This is a genomic window from Candidatus Cloacimonadota bacterium, assembly GCA_020532085.1.
Lineage (GTDB): Bacteria > Cloacimonadota > Cloacimonadia > Cloacimonadales > Cloacimonadaceae > Syntrophosphaera.
In genome coordinates, this window is sequence record JAJBAV010000007.1 from 35,942 (window position 1) to 60,402 (window position 24,461).

General features: G+C 57.9%; 27 protein-coding genes. 8 read left to right on the forward strand and 19 right to left on the reverse strand.

Translation table 11 applies throughout. The features are described from left to right. Nucleotides 1–7: 7 nt before the first annotated feature. The gene (locus LHW45_03120; GenBank protein ID MCB5284566.1) at nucleotides 8–1,741 is read right to left on the reverse strand and encodes an aminotransferase class V-fold PLP-dependent enzyme; all 1,734 of its coding nucleotides are present in this window, start codon (nucleotides 1,739–1,741) and stop codon (nucleotides 8–10) included. 90 nt (nucleotides 1,742–1,831) lie between these two features. After that, on the reverse strand, nucleotides 1,832–2,530 hold the full coding sequence (aqpZ, locus tag LHW45_03125; GenBank protein ID MCB5284567.1) for an aquaporin Z: 699 nt from the start codon (nucleotides 2,528–2,530) through the stop codon (nucleotides 1,832–1,834). Between the two features lie 252 nt (nucleotides 2,531–2,782). Here aqpZ and LHW45_03130 point away from each other — a divergent pair, with 252 nt between their 5' ends. Next, entirely contained in the window at nucleotides 2,783–3,349 is a 567-nt protein-coding gene (locus LHW45_03130) for a nitroreductase family protein (GenBank protein ID MCB5284568.1), read from the forward strand. Nucleotides 3,350–3,498: 149 nt separating this feature from the next. Further along, nucleotides 3,499–4,053, forward strand: coding sequence for a hypothetical protein (locus tag LHW45_03135; GenBank protein MCB5284569.1), 555 nt, complete (start codon nucleotides 3,499–3,501; stop codon nucleotides 4,051–4,053). A 32-nt stretch (nucleotides 4,054–4,085) separates the two neighbouring features. Here the strand turns inward: LHW45_03135 and LHW45_03140 are convergent, their stop codons facing one another. The 3 genes from LHW45_03140 to LHW45_03150 form a co-directional block, all read right to left on the reverse strand. Continuing rightward, a complete protein-coding gene (locus LHW45_03140; protein MCB5284570.1) occupies nucleotides 4,086–4,529 on the reverse strand; it encodes a hypothetical protein in 444 nt (147 codons plus the stop codon). 179 nt (nucleotides 4,530–4,708) lie between these two features. Beyond that, entirely contained in the window at nucleotides 4,709–6,055 is a 1,347-nt protein-coding gene (locus LHW45_03145) for a DUF4080 domain-containing protein (protein ID MCB5284571.1), read from the reverse strand. A 22-nt stretch (nucleotides 6,056–6,077) separates the two neighbouring features. Beyond that, the gene (locus LHW45_03150) at nucleotides 6,078–6,551 is read right to left on the reverse strand and encodes a GyrI-like domain-containing protein (GenBank protein MCB5284572.1); all 474 of its coding nucleotides are present in this window, start codon (nucleotides 6,549–6,551) and stop codon (nucleotides 6,078–6,080) included. Between the two features lie 971 nt (nucleotides 6,552–7,522). Here LHW45_03150 and LHW45_03155 point away from each other — a divergent pair. From LHW45_03155 to LHW45_03175, 5 genes are all read left to right on the forward strand, one after another. Further along, nucleotides 7,523–8,584 (forward strand): SUMF1/EgtB/PvdO family nonheme iron enzyme, encoded by a 1,062-nt coding sequence (locus LHW45_03155; protein MCB5284573.1) that lies wholly within the window; start codon nucleotides 7,523–7,525, stop codon nucleotides 8,582–8,584. Nucleotides 8,585–8,922: 338 nt separating this feature from the next. After that, nucleotides 8,923–9,405, forward strand: a complete 483-nt coding sequence (locus LHW45_03160; GenBank protein MCB5284574.1) for an adenosine-specific kinase — start codon at nucleotides 8,923–8,925, stop codon at nucleotides 9,403–9,405. Continuing rightward, entirely contained in the window at nucleotides 9,406–9,957 is a 552-nt protein-coding gene (gene thpR, locus LHW45_03165) for an RNA 2',3'-cyclic phosphodiesterase (GenBank protein ID MCB5284575.1), read from the forward strand. 17 nt (nucleotides 9,958–9,974) lie between these two features. Further along, nucleotides 9,975–11,024 (forward strand): recombinase RecA, encoded by a 1,050-nt coding sequence (gene recA, locus LHW45_03170; GenBank protein ID MCB5284576.1) that lies wholly within the window; start codon nucleotides 9,975–9,977, stop codon nucleotides 11,022–11,024. Then, nucleotides 10,996–11,604, forward strand: a complete 609-nt coding sequence (locus LHW45_03175) for a recombination regulator RecX (protein ID MCB5284577.1) — start codon at nucleotides 10,996–10,998, stop codon at nucleotides 11,602–11,604. The genes recA and LHW45_03175 overlap by 29 nt, the downstream gene beginning before the upstream one ends. 20 nt (nucleotides 11,605–11,624) lie before the next feature. Here the strand turns inward: LHW45_03175 and LHW45_03180 are convergent, their stop codons facing one another. Then, nucleotides 11,625–11,909: a hypothetical protein gene (locus tag LHW45_03180; protein ID MCB5284578.1), complete on the reverse strand. Its 285-nt coding sequence runs from the start codon at nucleotides 11,907–11,909 to the stop codon at nucleotides 11,625–11,627. Nucleotides 11,910–11,953: 44 nt separating this feature from the next. Continuing rightward, nucleotides 11,954–12,610, reverse strand: a complete 657-nt coding sequence (locus tag LHW45_03185) for an endonuclease III (GenBank protein MCB5284579.1) — start codon at nucleotides 12,608–12,610, stop codon at nucleotides 11,954–11,956. 99 nt (nucleotides 12,611–12,709) lie between these two features. Here LHW45_03185 and LHW45_03190 point away from each other — a divergent pair, with 99 nt between their 5' ends. Then, nucleotides 12,710–13,381, forward strand: coding sequence for an SOS response-associated peptidase (locus LHW45_03190; GenBank protein MCB5284580.1), 672 nt, complete (start codon nucleotides 12,710–12,712; stop codon nucleotides 13,379–13,381). On the opposite strand, the gene LHW45_03195 is transcribed toward LHW45_03190, so the two are convergent. The 12 genes from LHW45_03195 to LHW45_03250 form a co-directional block, all read right to left on the reverse strand. After that, the gene (locus LHW45_03195) at nucleotides 13,378–14,667 is read right to left on the reverse strand and encodes an ArsB/NhaD family transporter (protein ID MCB5284581.1); all 1,290 of its coding nucleotides are present in this window, start codon (nucleotides 14,665–14,667) and stop codon (nucleotides 13,378–13,380) included. The two genes, LHW45_03190 and LHW45_03195, sit on opposite strands and share 4 nt — an antisense overlap. Continuing rightward, nucleotides 14,664–15,569: a PTS sugar transporter subunit IIA gene (locus tag LHW45_03200; GenBank protein MCB5284582.1), complete on the reverse strand. Its 906-nt coding sequence runs from the start codon at nucleotides 15,567–15,569 to the stop codon at nucleotides 14,664–14,666. The genes LHW45_03195 and LHW45_03200 overlap by 4 nt, the downstream gene beginning before the upstream one ends. A gap of 67 nt (nucleotides 15,570–15,636) precedes the next feature. Further along, complete coding sequence (phoU, locus tag LHW45_03205) at nucleotides 15,637–16,308, reverse strand: phosphate signaling complex protein PhoU (protein ID MCB5284583.1); 672 nt, start codon at nucleotides 16,306–16,308, stop codon at nucleotides 15,637–15,639. A 13-nt stretch (nucleotides 16,309–16,321) separates the two neighbouring features. Beyond that, complete coding sequence (pstB, locus tag LHW45_03210; protein ID MCB5284584.1) at nucleotides 16,322–17,080, reverse strand: phosphate ABC transporter ATP-binding protein PstB; 759 nt, start codon at nucleotides 17,078–17,080, stop codon at nucleotides 16,322–16,324. Continuing rightward, the gene (gene pstA / locus LHW45_03215) at nucleotides 17,074–17,928 is read right to left on the reverse strand and encodes a phosphate ABC transporter permease PstA (GenBank protein MCB5284585.1); all 855 of its coding nucleotides are present in this window, start codon (nucleotides 17,926–17,928) and stop codon (nucleotides 17,074–17,076) included. The genes pstB and pstA overlap by 7 nt, the downstream gene beginning before the upstream one ends. Then, the gene (gene pstC, locus LHW45_03220) at nucleotides 17,925–18,794 is read right to left on the reverse strand and encodes a phosphate ABC transporter permease subunit PstC (GenBank protein ID MCB5284586.1); all 870 of its coding nucleotides are present in this window, start codon (nucleotides 18,792–18,794) and stop codon (nucleotides 17,925–17,927) included. Before pstC ends, pstA begins: the two co-directional genes overlap by 4 nt. A 68-nt stretch (nucleotides 18,795–18,862) precedes the next feature. After that, complete coding sequence (locus tag LHW45_03225; GenBank protein ID MCB5284587.1) at nucleotides 18,863–19,675, reverse strand: phosphate ABC transporter substrate-binding protein; 813 nt, start codon at nucleotides 19,673–19,675, stop codon at nucleotides 18,863–18,865. Nucleotides 19,676–19,687: 12 nt separating this feature from the next. Continuing rightward, a complete protein-coding gene (locus LHW45_03230; protein ID MCB5284588.1) occupies nucleotides 19,688–20,821 on the reverse strand; it encodes an OprO/OprP family phosphate-selective porin in 1,134 nt (377 codons plus the stop codon). Nucleotides 20,822–21,028: 207 nt separating this feature from the next. Continuing rightward, nucleotides 21,029–21,544, reverse strand: coding sequence for a sigma-70 family RNA polymerase sigma factor (locus LHW45_03235; GenBank protein MCB5284589.1), 516 nt, complete (start codon nucleotides 21,542–21,544; stop codon nucleotides 21,029–21,031). Next, nucleotides 21,522–22,865, reverse strand: a complete 1,344-nt coding sequence (locus tag LHW45_03240; GenBank protein MCB5284590.1) for a hypothetical protein — start codon at nucleotides 22,863–22,865, stop codon at nucleotides 21,522–21,524. Before LHW45_03240 ends, LHW45_03235 begins: the two co-directional genes overlap by 23 nt. Next, nucleotides 22,846–23,562 carry a response regulator transcription factor gene (locus LHW45_03245; protein ID MCB5284591.1) on the reverse strand — a complete coding sequence of 239 codons (717 nt, stop codon included), beginning with the start codon at nucleotides 23,560–23,562 and terminating at the stop codon, nucleotides 22,846–22,848. The genes LHW45_03240 and LHW45_03245 overlap by 20 nt, the downstream gene beginning before the upstream one ends. 256 nt (nucleotides 23,563–23,818) lie before the next feature. Further along, nucleotides 23,819–24,391 (reverse strand): hypothetical protein, encoded by a 573-nt coding sequence (locus LHW45_03250; GenBank protein MCB5284592.1) that lies wholly within the window; start codon nucleotides 24,389–24,391, stop codon nucleotides 23,819–23,821. Nucleotides 24,392–24,461 lie beyond the last annotated feature (70 nt).

A 24,461-nucleotide genomic window follows, 5' to 3' on the forward strand; every position in this document is an offset into this window, starting at 1 on the left:
CCGCTTCTTACCGCCCCGTCATCCGGTGGGCGTAAAAGAACATCAGCTGTTCCAGTTCCGGCTCGAAGCTCAGCAGTTCAAAATCCTCCGGCAGCTTGTCCGCCTCTTGCCGCGCGACCTCCAGATATTCACCAAACCTTTGTTCCGCGTCATCGATGCTTTCCGCTGTTTCCGGTGCGTCCTTGAATCCCAGTTCTATGTCCAGTTCCAGCGGTTTGGGCATCTTGTATTCCAGATGCCCCCATTCCCCGTTTTTCAGATTGAACTCATACTGGGAGATGAATTTATGGCCGTGCTCGAGGATAAATTTCACCGCCTCGATCAGATAATCCACCTCCGCCCCGGTCATCGAATAGTGCAGATTCAGCCGCACCCAGCCAGGTTTGATGCCGTTGTAGCCGGCGTTGGTGATCAGGCAGCGGTAATAATCCGAAACCTGGCTGCCGATGTGCATCAGTTGATGTCCATAGGGCCCGGCGCAGGAACAGCCGGCCCGGGTTTGGATGCCGAAGAGGTCATTGATCAAGCGGGTAACGAACTTGGGATGCAGGATGCGGTCGCGGTGCCGGATATTGAAGGGCACGATGGGCACCTTTTTCGCGGGGTCCAGCGGTCCGTAAAAAATGATCCTCCCGTCACCGGCGAACGCCGCCATGAACCTTTCATAGAGGTGTTTTTCCAGCCGGTCGATCGTGGCCTGGCCCACCTTGTTTTTCAGCTGGAAGGCCAGCGCCACGCGCAGGGCCTGCATGATCCCCGGCGTGCCCGGTTTTTCCCGGCTTTCGATATCGGTGAAATACTCTTCCTTGCAGTTCGAAACAAAGCTCACAGTTCCGCCGGCGGAGATGGTGGGCGGCAGGTTTTTGGGGTAGATGCTCTCGTTGAAGATCAGCACTCCGCTGGTGCCGGGTCCACCCAGGAACTTGTGCGGGGAAAGGAAGATGGCGTCGAAACAGCTTTCCGGATCCCGGTTCATGTCTATCTCCACATAGGGAGCCGCAGCCGCGAAGTCGAAACAAGCCAGGGCGTTGTGCCGGTGGAGGATCCTGGCCACTTCATAGACCGGGGTTCTCAAGCCGGTAACGTTGGAGGCGGCGGAAAAAGAGCCGATCTTCAGCCTGCCTGCATAGCGGGGGTCGGACACCATTCTTTCCAGGGCGACCAGATCCAGCTCCGAATCCTGGTTCAAAGGTATCTCCACGCTCTCGCAGAGCGTCTGGCGCCACATGATCTCATTGGAATGGTGCTCGTAGGGGCCAACGAAGACGATGGGCTTGCTGTGGTGCATGAAGTCGTGCAGGGCCTGGTTGCAGTCGATCCCTGCGGGGTTGCGCAGCAGACAGCTTTTCAACACCTCGCCGATCCTTTCGCGGGTGGCCGGAGGCCAGTACACGCCCAGGATCTGCATCAGCTTGTTCACACCGCCGGTGCTGCCGGAGCCGGTGAAAACGATCTTGCCGCCGGGACCCGCGTTCACGCAGTCCTTGATGATCTTTTCAGCGTCATGCAGCAGCGCGGTCATCGTTTTTCCGGTGAAATCGTCCTCGGTGTGGGTGTTGGCATAATAGGCCAGAATCCTCTGCGTGGCACGCTCCACAGACTTCAGTCCGCGCCCGCTGGCTGTGTAGTCGGCATAGACCAGGGGCCTCTCGCCAAAAGGAGTGGGGATGGAAATGTACCGGCCGATGATGTCTTCTCGCAGCCAGTCCAAACTTCGGATCAGTTCATTCGCGTTAATCATGGTGTTCCCAAAATGGACAGACCGCCATTTTCGGCAAGAAATATTCTTTCCGCCGGAAAAATTGCCGGATCCAAACAGGTTAAAACCTTATCAGGCTTTGTCTTTGTCAGCGAACAGCAGCCGGTAGATGAATCCGCCGCCCAGGCCGCCAATGATCGGGAACACCCAAAACATCCACAGTTGCTGGATGAAGATGGGCCCGGCAAAGAAGGCCACGCCGGTGCTGCGGGCGGGATTCACGGAGGTGTTGGTTACCGGGATGGTGATCAGGTGGATCAAAGTTAGCGCCATGCCGATGGCGATCGGCGCCAAACCGGCCGGGGCGCGCTTGTCCGTGGCGCCCATGATCACCAGCAGGAACATTCCTGTCATCACCACTTCGGTTAGCAAGCCCGGGATCACCCGGTAATTTTCCGGTGAAGCGCTGCCCACGCCGTTGGCGGCAAAACCGCTGGCCGCGAGGTCAAAACCCCTCACGCCGCTGGCAATGATGTAGATCACCAGGCCGGCTATCATGGCTCCGGCCACCTGGGCGATGATGTAGGGGATCAGGTCCTTGGCCGGAAAACGGCCGCCGGCCCACAAGCCCAGAGAAACCGCGGGATTGAGGTGGCAGCCGGAAATATGGCCGATGGCGTAGGCCATGGTGAGCACCGTGAGGCCAAAGGCCACCGAAACCCCGGCCCGGCCAATGAACGCTCCCGCCAAAATGGCGGACCCGCATCCTCCCAGCACCAGCCAGAAAGTGCCAAAAAACTCTGCCCCCATGCGTCTTGCGATGTTTGGCATGATTCGCTCCTTGCTGTTGTTTTGCCACCGGGAACGCCCGCTCGGGTGAAAACCAAAAGTTAAGCCGCGGGGGGCATACTCCAGCGCGTTTACACCTTGCCCCGGTCGGTGTTTCAAGTCAAGCTTTTTCTCAGCTCAAGATCATTCCCGGGCTCCGGCGCAGGCCTTTTTCCAGCCTGGAATTCCCCATTTCCGAAATCCCCCGGTTGGATTATCCTGTCTTCATCATCACAGCCAAGGAGAGTCCAAACAATGAAACCCCGCCCCGAATTCAGCCACCCCGTGCATGAAGTGATCCAGAAACGCTGGAGTCCGCGTGCCTTTGCGGATAAGATGTTAACTGAAGAGCAGGCGCTCACTTTGTTTGAGGCCGCCCGCTGGGCCGCCTCCTGCTTCAACGAACAGCCCTGGCGCTTCATCTGGTCGCGCAAGGACGGCTCAGCCAGGTATGAACAGCTTGTTTCCTGCCTCAACGCAGGCAATCAGGCCTGGGCCGGCTCCGCGCCCCTGCTGATCCTGGCCCTGGCCAAAACCACCTTTTCCGCCAACGGCAAACCAAACCGCTGGGCCTGCCACGATCTGGGCCTGGCCATCGGCAACCTCACCACCCAGGCCAGCCTGATGGACTTCTATGTGCACAACATGGGCGGTTTTGACCGCCACAAAGCCTCTGAGATCTTCTCCCTGCCGGAGGATATCGAGCCCCTCACCATGATCGCCGTGGGCTGGCTGGGAGATCCTGACACCTTGTCGGCCAAGGATAAACAGAGCGAGTTGCAGGTCCAGACCCGAAAAAACCTGGCCGAGCTTTTCCTCTGACAACGGATACCATGGCGGACACCACTTAATCCCAAGGGAAAATCAGTCCCCTTCGCTCCTGGTTTACGCGAAGCGAGATAAAGCTTGACACGGCAGCGCTTTCTTGGCAGATAACCTTGAAGCCGAGTCAGATGAAAAAGGAAGTTCCAATGCCAGTTACAAAGATGCTTGTTTTTTTGACGTTGCTGCTGCTGGCCAGTCTCTGTGCCGCGCAGGAACAGCCGGATTTCACCTTTCAGCCCGGGCGCTACGGCACCCTGGGTTTTGGTTATGGCCTGCCCTACGGCGGGATCGGTTTCAGCGCGGACATGTATGTTTTTGACCAGCTGGCGCTTACTGTGGATGTGGGCACCTTTTTCTACGCCGCCGGTTACGAACTGGGTCTGAAATACCTGCACGGCAACGCCGGCAAACTCTGGCGGCCCCAGGTGATTCTGCTTTACGGGGTGAACGGCATCATACCCTACAACTTCGCGAACACCGAAGTGATCCAAACCGAGGTTTACAAAGGCTTCACGGCCTGCCTCGGATCACAGTTCATGTTTGGAAAACAGCGCCGGCACGGCCTGGACCTTGGCGCCACCTACGTGCTCAGCTCAGGTCTGTTCAAGCGCCTGGAAGAACTGGAGGGATACGAGTTCGAAGTCTCCAGCCGCCTGGGATTTTATCTGGGTTACCGCTACGCGTTCCAGTTCCTTTACTGAGCCGGCCCCTCTCAGGACCTTCCCAAACAAGCTCAGATAGGCTTGGTGAACCTCTCGAAATCACGCACTTCCGGCAGCAGTCCGGCCTCCACCGCGGCCTTCACCGTGCGGCAGGGCAGGTTTTGCGCCTCGATTTGCTCGCGGGTGATGGTTTTCAGTTGCACACCCAGTTTCTTCTGCATCGCGAACATCAGTTTGTTGTAAACGTTCGTCCAGGCCTGCGCGTTCTTGCCGGCGTTGTCGGGAAGCTGGTTGTAGAGGATCAGGTAATCCTTCAGGTCGCGCTGGTAAGCCGGGGATGGTTTGAGCGCGTAGATCGCTTTTTGCGCGCCGGCGAAACCTGGCTGGCCGGGATGGTTTTTGAAGGTGAACTGCTTGCGCACGTATATTTTACCGCCAGGTTTGCGGCGGTAATAGATCAGATTGTCCAGTTTACCCGTGAACTCGCCCAGCAGATTGGCTCTCGTGGCTTTCATAATTCTCTTTCTCCTTTGCTGCCAAATGATTTGTATGCCCGGGGGCATCTTCTTTTGCCTGCAGCGTATCCCAGATAAGATAATCAGCCTGCCCCTGATGTCAATACGGGATCAATACGGATTTCATCCGTAGTGATTAGCTGTTTGCCTCGGTCCCGCGCCAGCCGCGCGAGCCAGCATCAGCGGCCACGAGACCAGTCCCGCAGCAGTTCCGCGATAACTTCCGCGCGGGTGCCTTTGGCCACGCTGTGCAGGGTCAAACCCTTGTGCTGGTGGAGTTTCAGCAGGCGCAGACAGATCCGGGAGGCCCGGTTGCCGGCACAGAGCAGCTCCCGCCATTGCGCGGAGAATTCAGCCTTGTTCCAATAGAGGTTGATGATCTTGGCCAGTTCCTGCAGCCGCGCCACCTGCTCAAAACTGAGCGCGTCGGTCTGCAACACCTGCCAGGGCGGGTCTTTAAGCCAGAGGTATCCCCTCTGGGCGGCGATGTCGCGCATCGGCGTGTCGGGCAGGATTTTAAGCATTCCCAACTGAATTTCGGCCGGCAAGGTGGAGGCCAGTTCGTCCAGGGAATGCAGCACCGAGGGATAACTTTCCCCGGGCAATCCCACCAGCAGATCGGCGTGCACGCAGATCCGGGTGCGTTCGCGGAGGGCGTTGAGCGCGGCTTTCACCTTGCGCCAGTTGGAGTTGCGACCACAGGCCCGGGCCACGGCCGGGTTCACCGTTTGCACCCCCACCTCGAAGCGGATGCGGCCGGGCGGGGCTTTCTCCAGGATTAGCAGATCCTCTTCAGTAAGCAGATCGGGGTAGATCTCGAAGTGGAATTCGCAGGCCTCGCCTTGCCGGATGGCGTGATCCCAGATCAGCCGGGCGAGGCTGGGATGCGCGTTGAAGCTGCGGTCCACGAATTTCAAGGTGCGCGGTTTAAGCTCCAGCAGGCGGTCCAGTTCGGAATACAACTTGCGGCGATCCGAGGCCAGGGAGGGATCGAAACGCGCTTCATTACGGGTGTCCAAAGCCGACAGGCAGTAGGCACAGCGGAAAGGACAACCCCGCGAGCTTTCGTAATAGACCAGTTTGCCCTGCAGCGCGGCTTGGTCGGTTTTGTGGTAGGGAAAAGGCAGATCGCGCAAGGCCGGGGCCGGAGCTTCGTAAACCCCACCGGGCAGCTTGAATCCGGCTTCCGCCAGCACGCGAAACACGCCTTCACCCGGACCTTTCACCACAAAATCGCCCTCTGACAGGCCAAAAGCGCCGTCCAGCGCCTCGGGACCGCCCAGCACGATCTTCAGGCCAGGCTGCAGTTTTTTCAGTTCCGGAAGCAGCTGCCGCAGTTGACCGCTGTTCCAAACATAGGCAGAAAAGCAGGCCACATCCGGACGGTCACGGACGATCCGGGTCAGAATGTCGAAGAGCGGCTCGGCGAGGGTGAATTCCCTCAGGCTCAGCGAATAAGGTAGCCCGCGCAGACACCCGCGCAGATAATAGAGCGCCGGATTGCTCTGGTACCAGGCGCTGTTCAACCCGATCAGGCTGATCCGAAGCTTATTTCTGGCGGACAGGGACCCAGACCTCCAGCACGGAATCCGGCTGGCCCCAGCGAAAACGCCAGTCGTAGAGCTCAAAATCCAGGGTTCCGACCCGCTCGAGAGAGTTGGCCGGCAGCCACTCAGAATAGATCTTCCGGTAGGTTTGGTGCAAACAATCCAGCGCTCCGCGATGCTCGAAAACCGCGTAATCCTGCGCTGGGATCACCAGCGCTTCCATGCCCGCGGGGATGTCGTCGGCGTTGTCAACCTCCACCCCGGCCAGATAGGAAAAGCTGGCGCCGGCGGGATCGTCGCCCTCTTCAAAATAGCAGATCCCGTACGCGGTGCGGTCTGTAACGGTGTGGGGAATGCCGGCGCAGACCTTGTTGAAATCGTCCCAAAGCTGCGGAATTACGTTGTCTTGCATGCGCGTGCGGCACTTGAGGCCCACCACCGTGAAGGCTTCGCGGCTGACCAGTCTGGGTTCCATCTTATCTCCTTTTTGACAGGACCATGTGGATCACGGTCCCCACTTCAGGCTTCAATATTACAGCCGGGCCAGACTGTCAAGAGATTTGCGGCGTCTGCTTTCATAGGGTTATGCGGACATTGAAGATACATGTTTTTGGCTCATGTTCAAATAGAGTGGGTGTGTATGAATGGCACATGGTGCCGTCATCCCAGCGTAGGCTGGGATCCAGAAAAGCCCCGTGGCGCAGGATTCCGATCCTGCGAAAAGCCAAAACGCAGCATTGGCATGCTGCGCTACGAACCCGACAAAAGACCTGGATTCCAGCCTGCGCTGGAATGACGGATAGGATACTAGAGTTTACCCACCATAAATGAACTTGAGCCATGTTTTCAGCCTGATCGTTCCTGCTTTGGCTCCCAATATCAATACGGTATCAATACGGAATCATTACGGATGAAATCCGTATTGATTCCGTATTGATACCGTATTGATATTGGGAGCGACCCTTGGTTAGTTAGGCTTTTTCCCAAGGTGGAGAGCCAGTATAAACGCAATTAATGGCATTGAGTAGAAAACCGCGGCTGGAGACCCCAAAATCAGTTCTGATGCAGATTGGAGTCTCAAGAAACTTGCGTTTGTCTGGCCTGAAATTGCACCGGCCTGGTATTGTTCCAAATGATTTAGCCCTTAGCAAGGGTACTGAATATCTTCAAGACTTTATCCAAGATGTTTGTATGGAGAAATAACTTGACAAAATTTTATGGGTTCAAGATAATCTCCTCAGCAGCTTGGCTTGCATAGATTGAAAAAAAATGCTGCCAGGTGTTCCCAAACAGCCTGAGCAAGAACGGTTGGGCTTTTCGCCAGCAGCTGGCACGCAAAGATATGAGAGGTGTACCATGCCTAAGAACCCAATCGCTTTTATTGCCTTGGCTGCACTTTTGTTGATGGGCATGTCCAGCTGCCTGACAGCACCAAGGGTGTTGTCAATGCCGGCATTCACCCCTGCGGGCGCCACCTATTATCTCCCGGTGGAAGTGACAATATCAGCTTCAATATGGGAGAAAAGCACCACCCATTATACATTGGATGGAAGCTATCCCAACTCCTCTTCAGCCGTCTATTCCGGCCCAATCTACATTGCTGAGACAACCACCCTTAAGGCAGTGGCTTGCAAGGATGGCTGGATGGACAGCGTGGCAGCCACAGCCGTTTACACCATAACCATCGAGCCCGCCCAGATGATCTACGTTCCTGGCGGCACCTTCACCATGGGCAGAACGACCGGCTCTGGTGAAAGTGACGAACTACCCGCGCACAGCGTTTCCCTGAGCCCCTTCCACATCGGAAAACACGAGGTCACACAGGCTGAATGGAAGGCGCTGATGCTCTCAATCCCCTATCAAAATTCGGGAATCAATGACAACTTTCCGGTTTGCAATGTCTCCTGGTATTCCATCCTCAAATACTGCAACCTGCGCAGCCTGGCAGAGGGGTTTGCACCGGTTTACAGCATTTCCGGCTCCACGAACCCCGCGTATTGGGGCAGCGTGCCCACCTCCAACAACGCCACCTGGAACGCCGCCATCTGCAAATGGAGCGCCAATGGATACAGGCTGCCAACTGAGGCGGAGTGGGAATACGCCGCCCGGGGCGCGACCAATGACCCGGATTATCTTTATTCCGGCAGCGATGACATCAATGCCGTGGCCTGGTATAAAGGCAACGCCGGAAGTGCATTGCCGGGTGGTGACACCAATCCGGATTATGGCGTCCATCCCGTTGGGACAAAGGCCCCCAATGGCCTCGGCATTTGCGACATGAGCGGCAACGCTTTGGAATGGTGCTGGGACTGGTATGGTTACGAATATTACAGCATAAGCCCCGGCAGCGATCCAACCGGTCCGAGCAACGGAAGTTACCGGTTGCTGCGCGGTGGCGTCTGGTACAACAATGCCAGCATCTGCCGGGTTGCCAAACGTCACGCCCATAATTCGTACATCAACAACCCTTTCTCCGACGGGTTTCGTCTCTGCAGGTCCACAGATTGATTTGTCTTTCGGCTGTTGTTCCTCCGTTTTGAGTAATGACGACGCAGCCAGGCTGTGGCGCAGCATTCCGATGCTGCGAAATGAACAAATGATCTTTATTATGGCAGAGTCGCATGATCGGCATCAGGCGCTACGGACGAATACCACGCGTGGCGCAGCATTCCGATGCCGCGAAACTTTGGTCCTGATTTGTCCACGGAAAACGCGCATGGTCGGCATCAGGCGCAACGCTGACAATTCCTCCAGATAACCGGGGGAGTTCGAAAACGGCAGATTTAGCTTGACAAGGCCCTGCCCGCGGAATAATTTGCCGGCATTAGCATAAAGAGGTTTGCAGCATGGAACTCAGGCTTGAGCAGCTTCAATTTCCCCCAAACGCCAACGTCATACTGGGTCAGAGCCACTTCATCAAGACCGTGGAGGACCTCTACGAAGCTTTGGTGAACAGCGTGCCCGGCATCAAATTCGGCCTGGCCTTCTGCGAGGCCTCCGGTCCCTGCCTGGTGCGCAAAGAAGGCACGGACAACGAACTGATCGAATGCGCGGTGGCCAACATGCTGCGTCTGGGCGCGGGGCACAGCTTCCTGATCGTGCTGCGCGATTCCTTTCCCCTCAACGTTTTGCCCGCCGTGAAAGCCTGCCGCGAGGTGGTGGGTATTTTCTGCGCCACGGCCAATCCGGTGCAGGTGGTGCTGGCCCACAGCGAGCAAGGCAACGGCATTCTGGGCGTGATCGACGGTTCCGCGCCGCTGGGCATTGAGCTGGACACAGACATCACCCACCGCAAGAAATTCCTGCGGGACATCGGCTACAAGCGCTGAATGCTGTACCGCGCCTTCATCGCCCTGGAAGTTCCGGCCGCGCCGCGCGCCTGCCTGGCCGAAAAGCTGCGCTGGCTGCGGGCCACCCCCGGAGTGAACTGGGTGAAGGAAGACAATCTGCACCTTACCCTGCTCTTCCTGGGTGACGTGGACAGTACCCGGATCCCTGATCTGGCAAAGATCCTGTCCGAAGCGGCCGGACGCAGCGCCCCGTTCGAACTGGCATTGAAAGGCCTGGAACTTTTTCCCTGGAAGGCCCCGCGGCTGGTCTGGGCAAGTTCGGAAGCGCGGGACGACTCCCTGACCCGCTGGCACAAACAGCTGCTGAGCGCGATCCGCGCCGAAGGTTTTGAGCCGGACGCCAAACCGCTGAAGCTGCACATCACTCTGGGCCGGATCAAAGCCGCCCTGCCGCCTGCGCTGGAGCGGGAGATTTTAGCCAGCGAAGTGGAGCGCGGCGGCTTCCCTTACGACAGCGTAACTCTTTACCGCAGCGTGCTCAAGCCCGAGGGACCCAACTATCACAGTTTGTCACAATACCTATTAAGATAAAACAAAAGGATGTAAACATGCAGGACAAAAACAAAGAGACCGCCCTCAAATCCGCGATCTCGCAACTCGAGAAGAAATACGGCGTGGGCACCCTGATGCGCCTGGGCGACAAACCGCTGCAGATAGTGGATGTGATCCCCACCGGCGCTTTCAATCTGGACCTCGCCCTCGGCATCGGCGGCATCCCGCGCGGCCGCATCACCGAGATCTACGGCGCCGAGGCCAGCGGCAAGACCACCCTCGCGCTGCACATCGCGGCGGAAGCGCAGAAACTGGACGGCGTGGTGGCCTTCATCGATGCCGAACACGCCCTGGACACAGCCTACGCCAAAAGGCTGGGCGTGCAGACCGAGGAACTGCTGCTTTCGCAGCCGGATGGCGGAGAACAGGCTTTGGAAATTTGCGAAACCCTGGTGCGCAGTTCAGCCGTGGACCTGGTGATCGTGGACAGCGTGGCGGCTTTGGTGCCCAAACAGGAGATCGAAGGCGACATGGGCGACAGCCACGTGGGCCTGCAGGCCCGCCTGATGAGCCAGGCGCTGCGCAAACTCACGGCGATCGTCTCCAAATCCAACACCGCGGTGATCTTCATCAACCAGACCCGCATGAAGATAGGCGTTACGGCCTACATGAACCCGGAAACCACCTCCGGCGGCGTGGCATTGAAGTTCTACTCCTCCGTGCGACTGGAAGTGCGTTTCGCCGGAGCGATCAAGACCGGCGGCGCCGAAACCGAGGTGATCGGGGCCAAGACCCGCGTGAAGATCGTGAAAAACAAGCTCGCCCCGCCCTTCAAGACAGTGGTTTTCCCCATCATCTTCGGCGAGGGGATCTCTGAACTGGACATCATCCTGGATATGGCCGTGGATGCCAGCATCATCAAAAAGAGCGGCTCCTGGTTCGCCTACAAGGATGTGAAGCTGGGCCAGGGCGCGGAAAAGACCAAACAATATTTGAAGGAAACCCCCGAACTGCTGGCCGAGATCGAGGCCGCAGTGAAACAGAGCATCAATCCGGACAAGCTTTTCGACAAAGCGAATGAAGCTGAGGACAGTTCCGAAGAATAGATACACGGTACGCGTCGAACTGGACGGAATTTGCAGGGGCACCCTGCCGACGAGGGTGCTCCTGCCGCTTTGGCCGGACAACTTCGAGGGCGAGATCGCGGCGGGCGAAGCCACCGAGCTGCTCGCCACGCTCGAAAAGCAGGCTTTTTCCACCCTGCTGGACTATCTGGCCAAGGCCGAGCACAGTGAATTTCAGTGCCGCAACCTGCTGAAAAGGAAAGAGTTCGAACCCCGGATCATTGAACTCGCGCTCAAGCGCTGCCGGGAGCAGAACTTTCTGAACGACGGGCGTTTCGCGGAGGTGCTGATCCGCTCCTACATCACGCGCAAAGCCAGCAAACGCGCCATCATCGCCAAGCTGCGCGAACAGCGCGTTCCCGGGGAACTTTGGTCAGACCTTCTGGACGAACTCTACCCCCGCGAGCAGGCCGGCGAAAACATCTCCGAACTGCTGGCCAAATACTGCGTCACACATCGCGGCCTGCCCCGCCAGAAGCTGAGGGAAAAAGCCTTCGGCTACCTCTTCCGCAAGGGTTTTGAGCTCGCGGACATCCAAAGCGCCTGGGAGGAGCTGGCTTAGGTTCTGTAAAAGGCCTGGCGTCAGGCCTGCTGTTCCAGCGCTTCCGCCAAACCACCCAGGCCGAGGCCAAATCCGAAGATGATGACGGCCATCAGGATGAAGGAAATCACAAACATCAGCAGATAGGCGCGGGCAAAATTGCGCCGGTTGGGGTTTTCGCCGGTGCTGGCGGCCCAGACGATGAGCAGGATGATGTTCACGATGGGGATGTACATCAGCAGCAGGGTGCCGATCCAGCTTCCAGTGCTCATCACCGGGGCGACGTCGGTTTGGGGACGGTAATTTTGTTGCGGGTACTGTTCCATGTTTCACTCCTTATACTGTAAGTTTAAGCCTTTCCGCCACAATGTCACGCGGAAATTTCCACCCCAATCCGGGCGCAGTGTTTGAAGACGGGACACTCGGAACAGCGGGGTTTACGGGGCGCGCAGAGGTTTTGGCCGAAGGCCACCACATGGGAATTGTAGGTGAGCCAGTATTTTTCCGGCAATACCGCGCGCAGGGCCATTTCAGTTTCGAAGGGGGATTTGGTGCTCACGTAGCCCCAGCGGTTGCTGATCCTGTGCACATGCACATCCACGCAGATGGCGGGCAGGGAGAAAGCCACCGCGCGCACGAGATTGGCGGTTTTGCGTCCCACCCCGGGCAGCTCGAGCAGTTCGTCAATTTCGGAGGGGACGATTCCGCTGAAGCGTTCTTTCAGCACGGCGGGAAGCTGTTTGAGGTGTTTGGTCTTCTCGTTGTGGAAACCCACCTGGTGGATGAGGGAGTTGAGCCTGGCCGCGCTGATCCTCTCCAGGTCGTCGGGACCGCTTACTTCCGCGAACAGGGCCGCGGAGGCTTTGGCGGTGGTCTCGTCCTTGGTGCGGGCGCTGAGGATGGTGGCCACCAGAACCTTGAAGGGGTCTTTGGTCTGCACCTGGATGAGGTCCACGATGGGGGTTTTCACCCGGTCGAAGTGTTCGGAGAGAGCTTTCATCACGGCGTCGATATTGAATCTGGGCATGGTCTTTCCTTTGCGCGGCAGGCTTGGCAAAGCGGCCGCAAAAATATATGTTGCAGAATTTCCCGGAGCGCCGAATCTGTCAATCAGAAGGAGTTAAGCATGTGCGGAAGATTTGCCCAGGTGATCAAACACGACCGGCTGCAAAAGCTGGCCAAGGAACTGAAGCTCACGCGGATGGCGGAGCAGGAGGAGCTGAATTTCAACGTGGCGCCCACCCAGACGGTGATGGCCGTGCTGAGCCAGGAAGCGGGCCGCTATCCGGGTTATTTTCGCTGGGGCCTGGTGCCCTCCTGGAGCCGGGAACTGCCAGGCTTTGCCCTGATCAACGCCCGGGCCGACACCATCACCTCCAAACCCTCGTTCCGCGGCGGCTTGCAGCGCCGGCGCTGCCTCGTTCCGGCCAATGGTTTTTACGAATGGCGCGTCAGCGACAAACAGCCCTTTTTCATCCACGCCGCAAACGACGATCTGATCTGGATGGCAGGCATCTACGACGCCTGGAGCGGTCCGGACGGCAGCTACGTTCCCTCCCTGGCCATCATCACCACGGACGCCAATGCCGCCATGGCCCCCATCCATCACAGGATGCCCGTGCTGCTCTTCGGAGAGGACCGGCTGGCCTGGCTGGACCACGTACAGAACGACGCGCTGGATTTCGTGCCGCTGCTCAAACCAGCTCAGGAAGGTGAACTGGCCCTGCGTCCGGTGAGCAGGTTTGTGAACAAGGTGGGCAACAACTCTGAGGAGTGCTGGGCTCCGTTTAAAGCTTAGAAAAAGCGGATCAGGATGTAGGCGGTGCTGATCAGCAGCGAGACGAGGGTAAAGACCACGCTGATCTTGGTGAAATCCCAAAACGAGATATGAAAATCGTTCTGCTTGGCGATGCCCACGGCCACGATGTTGGCGGAAGCGCCGATCAGGGTGCCGTTTCCGCCGAGGCAGGTTCCCAATGCAAGCGACCACCAGATGGGATCCATCAGTCCGGCGTTGTTTATCACCTGGCTGATGTGCTTGAGAACCGGGATCATGGTGGCCACGAAGGGCACGTTGTCCACGAAGGCGGAAAACACTCCGGACAGCCATAAAATAGCCATCGAGGTGGAGCGGGGATTTCCGCCTGTGGCGCCGATCACCTTTTGGGCCAGCAGGTTGATGAAGCCGGTCTTGACCAGGCCTTCTACGATCACAAAGAGCCCGATGAAGAAAAAGAGGGTCACCCAGTCGATGTCTTTGGCCATCACGGGCTCCATCTTTTTGCGGTTGCTCACGATCATCAGGATCAGCCCCGCGGTCATGGATATGCTGGCTGTGCCAATGTGCAGATATCCGTCCAGGGCCAGGGCCAACAGCATCAAACCCAGCACGGTAAGGGAGATGGTCAGCATCCGCTTGTCCGTGATGAGTTTTTCCTCCTTGTAACTCATCAGCTTGGCCCGGTTGGTGAGGCTTACCTGGAGCTGTTTGCGGTAAAAAAGGAAGATCAGGCCAAGGCTGGCCAGCACGGAAACGATGGCCGCCGGGGCCAGGTTGATCACAAAATCCAGAAAGGTCTTGCCGATGGCGCTGCCCAGGATCACATTGGGCGGATCACCCACCATGGTGGCGGCACCGCCCATGTTCGCGGCCACGGCCATGGTGATGATGTAGGGCACGGGGGTGGTTTTCAGTTCATGGCAGATCAGCATCACCACCGGCACCAGGATCATCACGGCGGTCACGCTGTCCAGAAAGGCCGCGAAAAAGGCGGTGATGGCGTACATCAGCATCATGATGGCCAAAGGATTTCCGCGCACCAGTTTGGCCGTTTTGATGGCCACATACATGAACACACCAGTTTTTTTGAGCACGGAGATCACCAGCATCATCCCGATCAGGAAGAAAATGACGTTCCAGTCCACGGCCAGAAAGGCCTCGCCCTGGGTGATGATCCCTGTGATAACCAGCAAAAAGCCTCCGATCAACGAGGCCAGCATCTTGTTGATCCATTCGGTGATAATGAATACGTAGGCCGCGGCAAAGACCAGCAGCGCAATGAACATGGTGAGGGCAGGGCTCATGCTTTGATCACCTTCCTGAAGATGTCCATGGCTGTCACCACACCCACCAGTTTGCCTTTCTCCACCACGCAGAAGTATCTGCGGCCTTCCTTGATCATGTGGTAAACCGCTTCCACGATGGAGTCGTCGGGATCCAAAACCTTGCGGTCCTTGTGCATGATTTCGCCGGCCCGGATCTCCTCTTCCTTTTCAAAGAGGTTTTCCAGCGGCTCGTAAGATTTCAGGAATTTCAGGTCTCCCATGCGCATCAGATAGTCCGGCACCCCCACCTTGAGGATGTCCAGGATGTTCAGCTCGCCCAGGTATCTGCCGTCTGTGGCGGTCACCGGCAGCAGCGAGACCTTATGTTCGTTGATGAGGCTGTCCACCAGGCTTAGTGTATCTTCCGGCCCCACGCAGACAGGGTTTGCCACCATGATGTCGGCGATGGTAACATCTGATCCCACCTCGATATTCGCCTGCCTCAGCCAGTGGATCACGCCATGCCCGTCGTGCAGGTCATGCAGGCCGCACATGGCCTCTTCGTCCTGGGAAAGTTTCAGCAGGGCGGCCACGATGTTCAGATAGACCTTGGAGGAGGATTTGTCCGTGAAAATGAGCACCACCCAGTGCACCCTGATGCCGTTGTAGTCCAAAGGGTTTTGCAGAAAAGTCATGCCGATGAGGGTGTCCGCGAGGCCCTCCACCCGCACGTGGGGGATGGCGATCCCGGTGGGATAAACCATAGGGGCTTCCTGCTCGCGTTCCAAAATGGCGTCCAGCATGGGTTGGCCGCACTTCGGGGTGTGGTGATGCCGCTGGGCGCAGATCCTCTGGATGATCTCCAGATAGACCTGCTCCCGGGGCAGGATGCGCTGCTCGAAAGCTATCGCCCGGGCGTCCAGAAAATCCGCTAATAACATCTGTTTACCTCTGCAAGGTGAAGTTTTGCGGGCAGTTTCTGCCGTGGGCGATTCCGGTCAATGTTTTTTATGTTTTACCGGGTGGGTTTTCCTCAGCCTGATGATGTTTGATGACCTTGCCGACCGCCAAATAAACCGTGTTTTCCGCCACGTTGGTGGAAAGATCGGCGATGCGCTCCAGGTTTTTGGCCACGCGCAGCAGATGCAGGCAGGATTCCGTGAGCGGGGTGTCATGTTTGATCAGTTCCACCAGCCGGTGATAGACCAAGCGGTTGAGTTCATCCACCTTGTCGTCGGCATCACAAACAGCCCGGGAGGCCTCCACGTTTTCCGCGGCAAAGGCGTCCAGACTGTTTTTCAGCATGGCAAAGGCGGCATCTCTCATCTGCGCCAGTTCCGAGACCTGGGATACCACCGCTTTGCCGGCCAGATGTTCAGCGCTTTCGGCGATGTTCACGGCCTGATCGCCGAGCCGCTCCAAATCATTGTTGATCTTGAGGATCATCACGATCTTGCGCAGGTCCTTGGCTTCCGGCTGGTAGAGGGCGATGGCGGCGATGCATTTGTTTTCGATCTCCAGTTCGAGTTGGTTGACCCGGTCCTCATACTCGTTCACGATCCTCAAAAGCCCGTTCTGGCGGGAGTACAGGCCGTCCGCTGCCAGGGCGGCCATTTTTTCCACGAGGCCGGCTTCGGTGAGCAGCATTTGCTTCAATTCCAATATTTTGCTTTCTAACATTGATCCTCCCAGATCAACCAAAAACGCCGGTGAGATAGGCTTCGGTGCGTTTGTCCGCGGGTACGGTGAAAACTTGCTCGGTGGAACCGAACTCCACCAGTTCGCCCAAATACATGAAAGCGGTCTGATCAGAGATCCGGCCCGCCTGGGCAACGTTGTGGGTGACGATGAGGATGGTGACGTTGCGCTTGAGTTCCAGGCACAGTTCCTCAATTTTGGCAGTGGATTGGGGGTCCAGCGCCGAAGTGGGTTCATCCAGCATCAGCACGTCGGGACGGTTGGCCAGCGCCCGCGCGATGCACAGCCTTTGCTGTTGCCCGCCGGAGAGGCACATGGCGGAGCAGGCAAGCCGGTCTTTCACTTCATCCCAAAGCCAGGCCGCTTTCAGGCTTTCCTCCACCCTGTCGCCAATTTCGCTTTTGCTGAAGCCACCCTGGATCTGCAGCCCAAAGGCGACGTTGTTGAAAATGCTTTTGGGGAAGGGGTTCGGTTTTTGGAAAACCATGCCAATGCGGGAGCGGAGCCGGGAAACATCGGCCCGGGGCGCGTAGATGTCCTGGGTTCCAAGCATCGCCGTGCCTTCAATGCGGGTGTTCGGGATAAGGTCGTTCATGCGGTTGAAGCAGCGCAGCAGAGTGGATTTTCCGCAGCCCGAAGGCCCGATCATGGCTGTCACCTGTTTGGCGTGAACCGGAAGATTCACATCATGCAGAACGTGGTTTTTTCCGAACCAAAGATTGAGGCCCGAGGTCTGTAATTGTAGATCTACCATTGTCTTTTTCTCCTGATGGAAGCGCGGATGAAGATGGCCACGGCGCTTACGGCGATCACCAGCAAAAGCAACACCAACGCGGTCCCGTAAGCTATCGGGACCTGCTGCGCGGGGTGGGTGCCCTCGGTCATGAGCGCGTAGATGTGGTAAGGCAGGGCCATCACCTCATCGGAAAGGCCCCGCGGCAACTGCCGGGAATAAAAAGTGGCCGCGGTGAACATGATCGGCGCGGTTTCTCCGGCCACGCGGCCGATGCTGATGATGGCGCCTGTAAGGATGTTTGGCAGCGCGGTGGGCAAAAGCACGCGCGAGATCGTCTGCCGGGTGGTGGCGCCCAAGGCCAGCGAGGCTTCGCGGAAATCAGCAGGCACGCCGCGCAGGGCCTGTTCCGTGTTGTTGATGATCACCGGCAGGGCCAGGATCGCCAGGGTGAGCCCGCCGGAAAGCAGCGAAATGTCGAAACCCAGCAGATTGGCGAACACGGCCATGCCGAACAGCCCGAAAATGATGGAAGGCGTTCCGGCCAGGGTGTTGATGGCCACACGCAAAATGCTCACCAACCAGACCGGTCTGCCGTAATTGGTTAACCACACGGCTGTGAAGATTCCCAGGGGCAATGCCACCAGCATCGCCAGCGCTGTGAGCAGAAAAGTTCCCACCAGGGCTGGATAGATGCCGCCAGCCCGCATGGCGTCGCGGGGAGCGGTGAAGATGAATTCCCAGCTCAGCACCCTGGCGCCCTGGGAGAACATGCGGGCCAGAAACAAGGCCAGAAACACGGCCGTGAGCCCCAGCATCAGCGCCATGATGCCGGTGGCCAGGCTGTTCATCAGTTTGCGGCGGTTCATCTTCCGCCCCTTTTCATCAGCAGGGTTTCCGTGATCAGGTTCGAAACGAAGGTGATCAGGAAAAGGATGATGGCCAGGGCGAAAAGTGACTGGTAATGCAGGTCGCCCATCACGGTTTCGCCCATCTCCGCGGCGATGGTGGAGGTGAGGGGACGCGCCGGATCGAAGATGGAACCGGGGATGCGGGCAGCTCCACCCGCCACCATCAGCACCACCATGGTTTCGCCGATGGCGCGCCCGAAACCCATCAGCACACTTCCAGCCAGGCCGTTTTTAGCGGCGGGCACCACGGCTTTGAAGATGGTTTCGGCGCGGGTGGCGCCCAGGGCCAGAGAGGCTTCCCGCAGGTTTTTGGGAACGCTGGAAAGCGCGTCCTCACCCATGCTGCAGATCACCGGCACGATCATCACGCCCAGGATCAGTGAGGCCGTGAACACATTCAAACCGGTGTCCAGGCCAAACCACTGCCGCACCAGCGGGGCGAGGAAGGCCATGCCGAAAAGGCCGTAAACCACAGAGGGGATCCCGGCCAAAAGTTCGATCACAGGCTTGGCGATCTCGCGCAGACGCGGTCCGGCAATTTCGGAGAGGAAGATCGCCGCCCCCAATCCCAGCGGGATGGCGATGATCAGGGCGCCCAGGGTTACGATCAGCGATCCGGCGATCAGCGCCAGGGATCCAAACTCCGGTTGCGCGTGGGTGGGATACCAGTTGTTGGTGCCCAGAAACTCTTTCAGGCCAACGCTTTCAAACAGCGGCAAGCCTTCCCGGAAGATCCCGAAGATGATCCCCAGCAAACAGGCCACTGTGAACAGCGCCGCGGTGTAGGTTAGCGCCTGGAAGCTCCTTTCCTTAAAGTTTTTCATCATTTCCTGCCTCAAACGGGGAGCCGCAGCTCCCCTGTGAATGGAGGTTTTGTGGTGGCCGCATCAGGCTATTTGAGAGCGATGAAACCCTGCTCCACCACGATTTTTTGTCCTTCGGCGGACTGGATGAAGGCGATGTAGCTGCTCACGTCACCTTTCGCCTTGCCGTTCGTGTACATGTAGAGTTTGCGTGAGAGCGGGTAGGAGCCGTCCTGAACGGTTTTGGTGGTGGGGGTCACTCCGTTGACCTTCACAGTTCTGATCTGGCCGGTGAGGTAGCCCAGGCCTATGTAGCCGATCCCGCCCGGAGTGCTGCCCACGGTGGTGGCCACGGCGTTGTTGGAGGCCAGCAGTTGCGCGCTGGAAACCACCTTGTTGCCGCCGAGGGCTTTTTCGTTGAAAACCTCGAAAGTGCCGGAAGCCACGTCGCGTGAGATCACCACGATCGGCAGGCTGGCTCCTCCAACTTCTTTCCAGTTCTTGATCTTGCCGGTGTAGATGTCCCGGATCTGGGCGATGCTGAGATTCGCCACGGAGTTGTTGGCATGCACCACGATGGCGATGCCGTCCAGGGCAATGGCGTAAGGGGTGGGGTTGATGCCTTTGGATTTGGCCTGGGAAATTTCCTTGGCCTTCATGGTGCGGCTGGAATTGGCGATCTGCGCGGTCCCGTTTTGCAGCGCGGCGACACCCACTCCGGAGCCACCGCCGCGGATGGAGATGTTCACGTCCGGATGCTTGTCCATAAAGGCTTCCGCGGTGGCCTGGGCGATCGGCAGCACCGTGGTGGAGCCGGAACAGGTGAGCCTGCGGGGCTTGGCAAAGGCTGAAGATATGGCCAGAAGCAGGATCAGGGCAATGATCAGATGTCTATGTTTCATTATTGGTTCTCCTTAATTGACTGCGGCGGCGAAGCGCCATTTAAGCTGGAGCATGACGGTGTCCGTGTCCTTCTTGCCGTTGGCGTAGTCGGAGCCGGAAACGCTTTCATCGTAATCTTTTTTCACATAGTTCAGCTGGGCCTGCAGGGCGGGATTGCCGCTTTCGTCGGCCATGAAGTTGTAGTTCAGACCGCCGGTCCAGGCGTTCAGCAGGTTTTTCTTCTTGTTGTCCGGAAGTTTGGTTTCGTCCCAGCGTTCATAGCGACCGGTTAGTTCGATGTCCTCCCCGATCAGGCTTTTCAGCTTCAGGGTGGGAAACACGCTGAGGCAGGTTGCCGAGTAATCCTTGGCGCTGAAAGCGGGCGCGTGGCTTACATCCTTGTATAAATACTCGGCCCAGACGTCCAGCGGACCGAAAGCCGCGCGCAAAATTCCATCCGCGAGCAGCTGGGTGTTGTAGGCGGAATTTTGGGTGGCGTCAGCCAGCTTGAGCATTCTCTCGCTGCCGTTGGTCATCACCGATCCCCCCAAAGTGAGGCCGGCAATGGGGGTCAGGCGCAGGTTGGCCAGGAAGGCTGGGTCGATGTTGTCTTTGAGGTTGGCGCCGTAGTTTTTGTAGCCCTCGCCGTTGTACATGCCCAGTTGGTATTCGCCCCAGCCGGCGGGCAGGAAACCGTTCAGCGAGATTCCGTAATCCGCGGAATTGGCCAGCTTGTACTCATCCGAGGGCGCTTTGCCGATCAGGCTGTAGTTCCAGTCGTAGATGCTGCCAAAATAAACTTTTTGCAGGCCCACGCTGGTGGTCAGGTCCGGGATGGGGATAAGTTTGGAAAAATCCACATAGGCATATTTTAACTTCAACCCGGCTCCGTCCTTGAGCAGGTCCGTGCTGAAAATGTCCACCGTGAAGCGGCCTTTCACGCTTTCGCTGAATTTGGCTTCCAGGCCCACGTAGCCGCGCTCCAACGCAAAGAGGTTTTTGGTGATGCCGGGCCCGTAGGCCGTAAGCGAAGTATCGGCTGGCACCTGACCTTGTTCCAGGGTCCAGCGGTTCCACATTTCCCCGCTGATCTTAAGCTCCTGAGCGCCCAGCAGCGCCGGCAGCAGAGATATTCCCACCAGGGTGGCGAGAAGCATTATTTTCATCTTTTACTCCTTTTGAAGTTCTGCCCCTATCATACCGGGGGAATGTTAAGATTTTATATGGATGAGGTTAAGATTTGTTAACTCTTATGGTGAAATCCCATCTGGCTCCAAATATCAATACGGTATCAATACGGAATCAATACGGATGAAATCCGTATTGATTCCGTATTGATACCGTATTGATATTGGGAGCGGCCTGGGTTGGGGTTATGGGCGCAAACGGCGCAAAGCCTTACCGCGCAGCTGTTTGACCCGTTCCACAGAAATACCCAGCTGGATGGCCACCTCTTTCAGGGTCAGACCCTGGTTGATGGAAAGATGCAACGCTCCTTGTTCCAGGACGGGCATGGAGGCGGGAAAACAGATCGCGGGCTCAAGCCGCGGCTCGGTCTGTGTATCCGGTGCGGCCAGGTCCCTCTCTCCCAGCGGTTCCGTATTGCTCGTGACCGCCTTTTCGCTGTCCAGCGCGGCCAGCAGCCTTTTCCTGATCCAGTGGACGGCGTAGGTGCCGAACTGCGTTCCCCGTCCGGGGTCAAAGCGTTCAGCTGCCTCCAGTAATCCCAGCAGGGCTTCCTGACGCAGGTCTTCCAGCGGCAAACCGCGGTTTTGGCAGCCTCTGGCAAAGCTGTAGGCCAGGCCGATGTGCGCGTTTACCAGGCGGTCCCGGTCCGCGTGGAGGCCGGCACAGGATCCCGTCGCGTCAGTTCGGTTGGTCTGCTTCATTGTGTCGCTCCGCCAGTGGCGGAATGCTGATCCTGAAAGTGGTGCCCCGGCCTGTTTCGCTGTTCACGGTGATCTCGCCCTGATGCAGCAGAACGATGTGCTTGACGATGGCCAGGCCGAGTCCGGTGCCGCTGAGGCCGCGGTTGCGGCTGGGATCGGCCACGTAGAAACGCTCAAAGATCCTGTCCAGATGCTCAGCCTGGATGCCCCGGCCGGTATCGGAGACGGTGAAGACGGTGGTGGCGCCCTCTTTGCCGCCACGGATGCTGATTCCGCCGGTATCCGTGTAGCGGAGGGAGTTTTGCGCCAGATTGATGAAGATCTGTTCGAAGCGGAAAGGATCGCAAACCATCCGTTCCAGCCCGTCCTCGAGTTCCACGCTCAGGCTCAGTCCCTTGGCCTGAATGTCGGGCTCCAGGATCAGGCTGAGATTGGCAAAGAAAGGCCCCAGCTCGATCTCCCGCGCTTCCAGGCGGGAAGTGCTTTCCAGCCGGATCAGCTGTTCGAGGTCCTGGATGAGGTGGATAAGGCGGTTGGTGTGGCTCAGGATTATTTTCTGATGCCGGTTGTGGTTCTGCCCGGGTGTTTCCTGCATCGCCTCCGTGAAGCCTTTGATCGCCGTGAGCGGGGTCCGCAGTTCGTGGGCGAGGTTCACGATGAAGTCCTTCTTCATCCGGGCTGTTTTTTCCATGGCGTCAATGTTGTGCAGGATAAAAACATAGCGCCGGTTACTAACGCTGTGGCTGCTGGAGAGGATATAATCGTGGCCGGCGATGCTGAGGGAGAGGGGAAGCTGATCCCGCGCGGTTGGGGAACTCAAGATGGCTTCCAGCAGCTCCGGATCGCGGATGATCTCGCGGAAAGGCTGTTCGCGCGAGGGATCGAAGGCGGGAAACAGCTTTTTAAACGGCGCGTTCGCCCACAGCACCTTGCCCGCGTCATCCTGCGACCAAAGCGGGTCTTCCAGCGTGTTCAGCAGCAGGCGCAATTCCGCGCGGTGCACGGCCAGATGCCCGATCGCCCTGTCGAAGGAGGCCAGCGCCTGGTTAAGTTTTTGCGCCATGGTGTGCAATTCAGCTGTTCTGAGCTCTCCAAACCTGAGCTTGCGGTCCTGCGGACTGAGCTCTTCCGCGCGGTTCCGCAGTTGCCGCAAATCCCGGCTCAGCCAGGTGTGGACGAGGAACAAGGCAAGGCCGGTGACCACCGCGGAGACCGATACCAGCAGCCAGGGCCCGGCATTCAGCCAGGCCAGGACCACGTTCGCCGTCAGGATCAGGCCTCCGGCCAGCAGCAGCATAGTTCTAAGGCTTGTTTTTTTCATCGTTGTCGCTGGTTTGGTCGGGTTCGAACTTATAGCCGAGGCCGCGCATGTTTTTCACCATGTAGGCCTGGTCACCCAGTTTCTCGCGCAGATTGCGGATGTGAACGTCCACCGTGCGCTCGAGCACGATCTTGTCGTTGCCCCAGAGATGATCGAGGATCTGGCCGCGTTTGAATACCCAGCCCGGCCGGCGGGTGAGCAACTGCAGGATCTTGAATTCCGTGAGGGTGAGGTCCACCCTCCGGCCGCGGATCCAGGCTTCGTAGCGGTTGAAATCCAGCCGGAAATCGCTGTTGATGTTGAGCACGTTGCGCGCGCTTTCCCAGCCGCTGCGGCGCAGGACGGCCTTCACCCTGGCCATAAGTTCTTTGCTGTCAAAGGGTTTGGTGATGTAATCGTCCGCCCCGAATTCCAGGCCCCGCACCCTGTCCTCGATGTCACTGCGCGCGGTGAGCATCACGATGGGAATTTTTTCCCAGGCGGGATTGCTCTTGATGCGGCGGCAGGCTTCCAAACCATCCAGGTCCGGCAGCATCAGGTCCAGCAGGATCAGTTCCGGCAATTCCTGACGCAATCTGTCCAAAAGGTCTTGCGCCCGGGTGAATCCCCGGGTCGTGTATCCCGCTGTTTCCAGCTTCAGCCGGACCAGTTCCAGGATGTCGGCCTCGTCTTCCGTGACAAATATCTGTTTGCTCATGGGCATGCTTTCCTGAGGCCAGCTTTGGCGGAAAGTGTTTTCTGGCAAGGAAAAACGCCATTTTTTCGGTTAATTTTTCTTAACCGGGACGCAAAGCGTTTAGGCGCCTGAAATTGGCGGATGCCGCAGAGGCCATCACACAGCGGCAACAAACCGATTCATAAAGCGAGCTCTCAAACAGAGGTTTACGCTTAATGCGATGAAAACAAACAGCCGGAGCAGAGGCCCGGCTGCTTTGATCTGGTTAAGAGAAAATCTAGTTCACGGCCACCCGGAGGGCGTTGAGGCGGACGTTGTGGCCACCGCTGACCTTCACGTAGCCGTTGTTTTTGGTGCTGATGTCCGAGATGCGGGCCTTGATCCACCAGCCGCCGCTGGTTTCAGCCAGGTTTTGGGGCGCGCGGTAATAGCCGGCGGAGTCGGTGAGCTGGAGAAAGAAAACCTCTGTGTCCAAAGTGATGTCGCTGCTTTTGGCGATGCGGGTTTTGGAGTAGTGGCTGGTCCAGATCTGCTGGCTGTCGAGCAGCCTCAGGAAGCGGCCCTGGTTGTTGTGGTCGGGGGTGGGCAGGGCTTGCATCCGGCCCAGGGAAGCGTAAACGAAAGGTTGCGTGGCCAAAGGCTGTTCCATCACCAAAAATTCGTCCACCCGCACAAAATGCGCGTCCGTGCCGGCATCCGGAACTTGGGAACTGCTGGCCGGCTGAGCCACCACGGCGGGATTGGGCAGAGCGGAATTGAGCCAGGAATTCGGGCTGCAGGCCGAGACCGCCAGGGCCGCGGCGATCGCGATCAGGACGGCCATAGTTCTGTTCAGCAATTGTTTGGTCATTTTTTCACCTCCCTCGGAGGATGGTCTTGTCTTTGATAATATAACCCAGCCCGGCCGGAAATCCTGCGCC

What these genes read in the sequence shown, in the direction of transcription:
- LHW45_03120 (MCB5284566.1), bottom strand. Translation starts at nt 1,741, where the DNA reads ATGATTAACGCGAATGAACTGATCCGAAGTTTGGACTGGCTGCGAGAA.
- aqpZ (MCB5284567.1), bottom strand. Translation starts at nt 2,530, where the DNA reads ATGCCAAACATCGCAAGACGCATGGGGGCAGAGTTTTTTGGCACTTTC.
- LHW45_03130 (MCB5284568.1), top strand. Translation starts at nt 2,783, where the DNA reads ATGAAACCCCGCCCCGAATTCAGCCACCCCGTGCATGAAGTGATCCAG.
- LHW45_03135 (MCB5284569.1), top strand. Translation starts at nt 3,499, where the DNA reads ATGCCAGTTACAAAGATGCTTGTTTTTTTGACGTTGCTGCTGCTGGCC.
- LHW45_03140 (MCB5284570.1), bottom strand. Translation starts at nt 4,529, where the DNA reads ATGAAAGCCACGAGAGCCAATCTGCTGGGCGAGTTCACGGGTAAACTG.
- LHW45_03150 (MCB5284572.1), bottom strand. Translation starts at nt 6,551, where the DNA reads ATGGAACCCAGACTGGTCAGCCGCGAAGCCTTCACGGTGGTGGGCCTC.
- LHW45_03155 (MCB5284573.1), top strand. Translation starts at nt 7,523, where the DNA reads ATGCCGGCATTCACCCCTGCGGGCGCCACCTATTATCTCCCGGTGGAA.
- LHW45_03160 (MCB5284574.1), top strand. Translation starts at nt 8,923, where the DNA reads ATGGAACTCAGGCTTGAGCAGCTTCAATTTCCCCCAAACGCCAACGTC.
- thpR (MCB5284575.1), top strand. Translation starts at nt 9,406, where the DNA reads ATGCTGTACCGCGCCTTCATCGCCCTGGAAGTTCCGGCCGCGCCGCGC.
- recA (MCB5284576.1), top strand. Translation starts at nt 9,975, where the DNA reads ATGCAGGACAAAAACAAAGAGACCGCCCTCAAATCCGCGATCTCGCAA.
- LHW45_03175 (MCB5284577.1), top strand. Translation starts at nt 10,996, where the DNA reads ATGAAGCTGAGGACAGTTCCGAAGAATAGATACACGGTACGCGTCGAA.
- LHW45_03180 (MCB5284578.1), bottom strand. Translation starts at nt 11,909, where the DNA reads ATGGAACAGTACCCGCAACAAAATTACCGTCCCCAAACCGACGTCGCC.
- LHW45_03185 (MCB5284579.1), bottom strand. Translation starts at nt 12,610, where the DNA reads ATGCCCAGATTCAATATCGACGCCGTGATGAAAGCTCTCTCCGAACAC.
- LHW45_03190 (MCB5284580.1), top strand. Translation starts at nt 12,710, where the DNA reads ATGTGCGGAAGATTTGCCCAGGTGATCAAACACGACCGGCTGCAAAAG.
- LHW45_03195 (MCB5284581.1), bottom strand. Translation starts at nt 14,667, where the DNA reads ATGAGCCCTGCCCTCACCATGTTCATTGCGCTGCTGGTCTTTGCCGCG.
- LHW45_03200 (MCB5284582.1), bottom strand. Translation starts at nt 15,569, where the DNA reads ATGTTATTAGCGGATTTTCTGGACGCCCGGGCGATAGCTTTCGAGCAG.
- phoU (MCB5284583.1), bottom strand. Translation starts at nt 16,308, where the DNA reads ATGTTAGAAAGCAAAATATTGGAATTGAAGCAAATGCTGCTCACCGAA.
- pstB (MCB5284584.1), bottom strand. Translation starts at nt 17,080, where the DNA reads ATGGTAGATCTACAATTACAGACCTCGGGCCTCAATCTTTGGTTCGGA.
- pstA (MCB5284585.1), bottom strand. Translation starts at nt 17,928, where the DNA reads ATGAACCGCCGCAAACTGATGAACAGCCTGGCCACCGGCATCATGGCG.
- pstC (MCB5284586.1), bottom strand. Translation starts at nt 18,794, where the DNA reads ATGAAAAACTTTAAGGAAAGGAGCTTCCAGGCGCTAACCTACACCGCG.
- LHW45_03225 (MCB5284587.1), bottom strand. Translation starts at nt 19,675, where the DNA reads ATGAAACATAGACATCTGATCATTGCCCTGATCCTGCTTCTGGCCATA.
- LHW45_03230 (MCB5284588.1), bottom strand. Translation starts at nt 20,821, where the DNA reads ATGAAAATAATGCTTCTCGCCACCCTGGTGGGAATATCTCTGCTGCCG.
- LHW45_03235 (MCB5284589.1), bottom strand. Translation starts at nt 21,544, where the DNA reads ATGAAGCAGACCAACCGAACTGACGCGACGGGATCCTGTGCCGGCCTC.
- LHW45_03240 (MCB5284590.1), bottom strand. Translation starts at nt 22,865, where the DNA reads ATGAAAAAAACAAGCCTTAGAACTATGCTGCTGCTGGCCGGAGGCCTG.
- LHW45_03245 (MCB5284591.1), bottom strand. Translation starts at nt 23,562, where the DNA reads ATGAGCAAACAGATATTTGTCACGGAAGACGAGGCCGACATCCTGGAA.
- LHW45_03250 (MCB5284592.1), bottom strand. Translation starts at nt 24,391, where the DNA reads ATGACCAAACAATTGCTGAACAGAACTATGGCCGTCCTGATCGCGATC.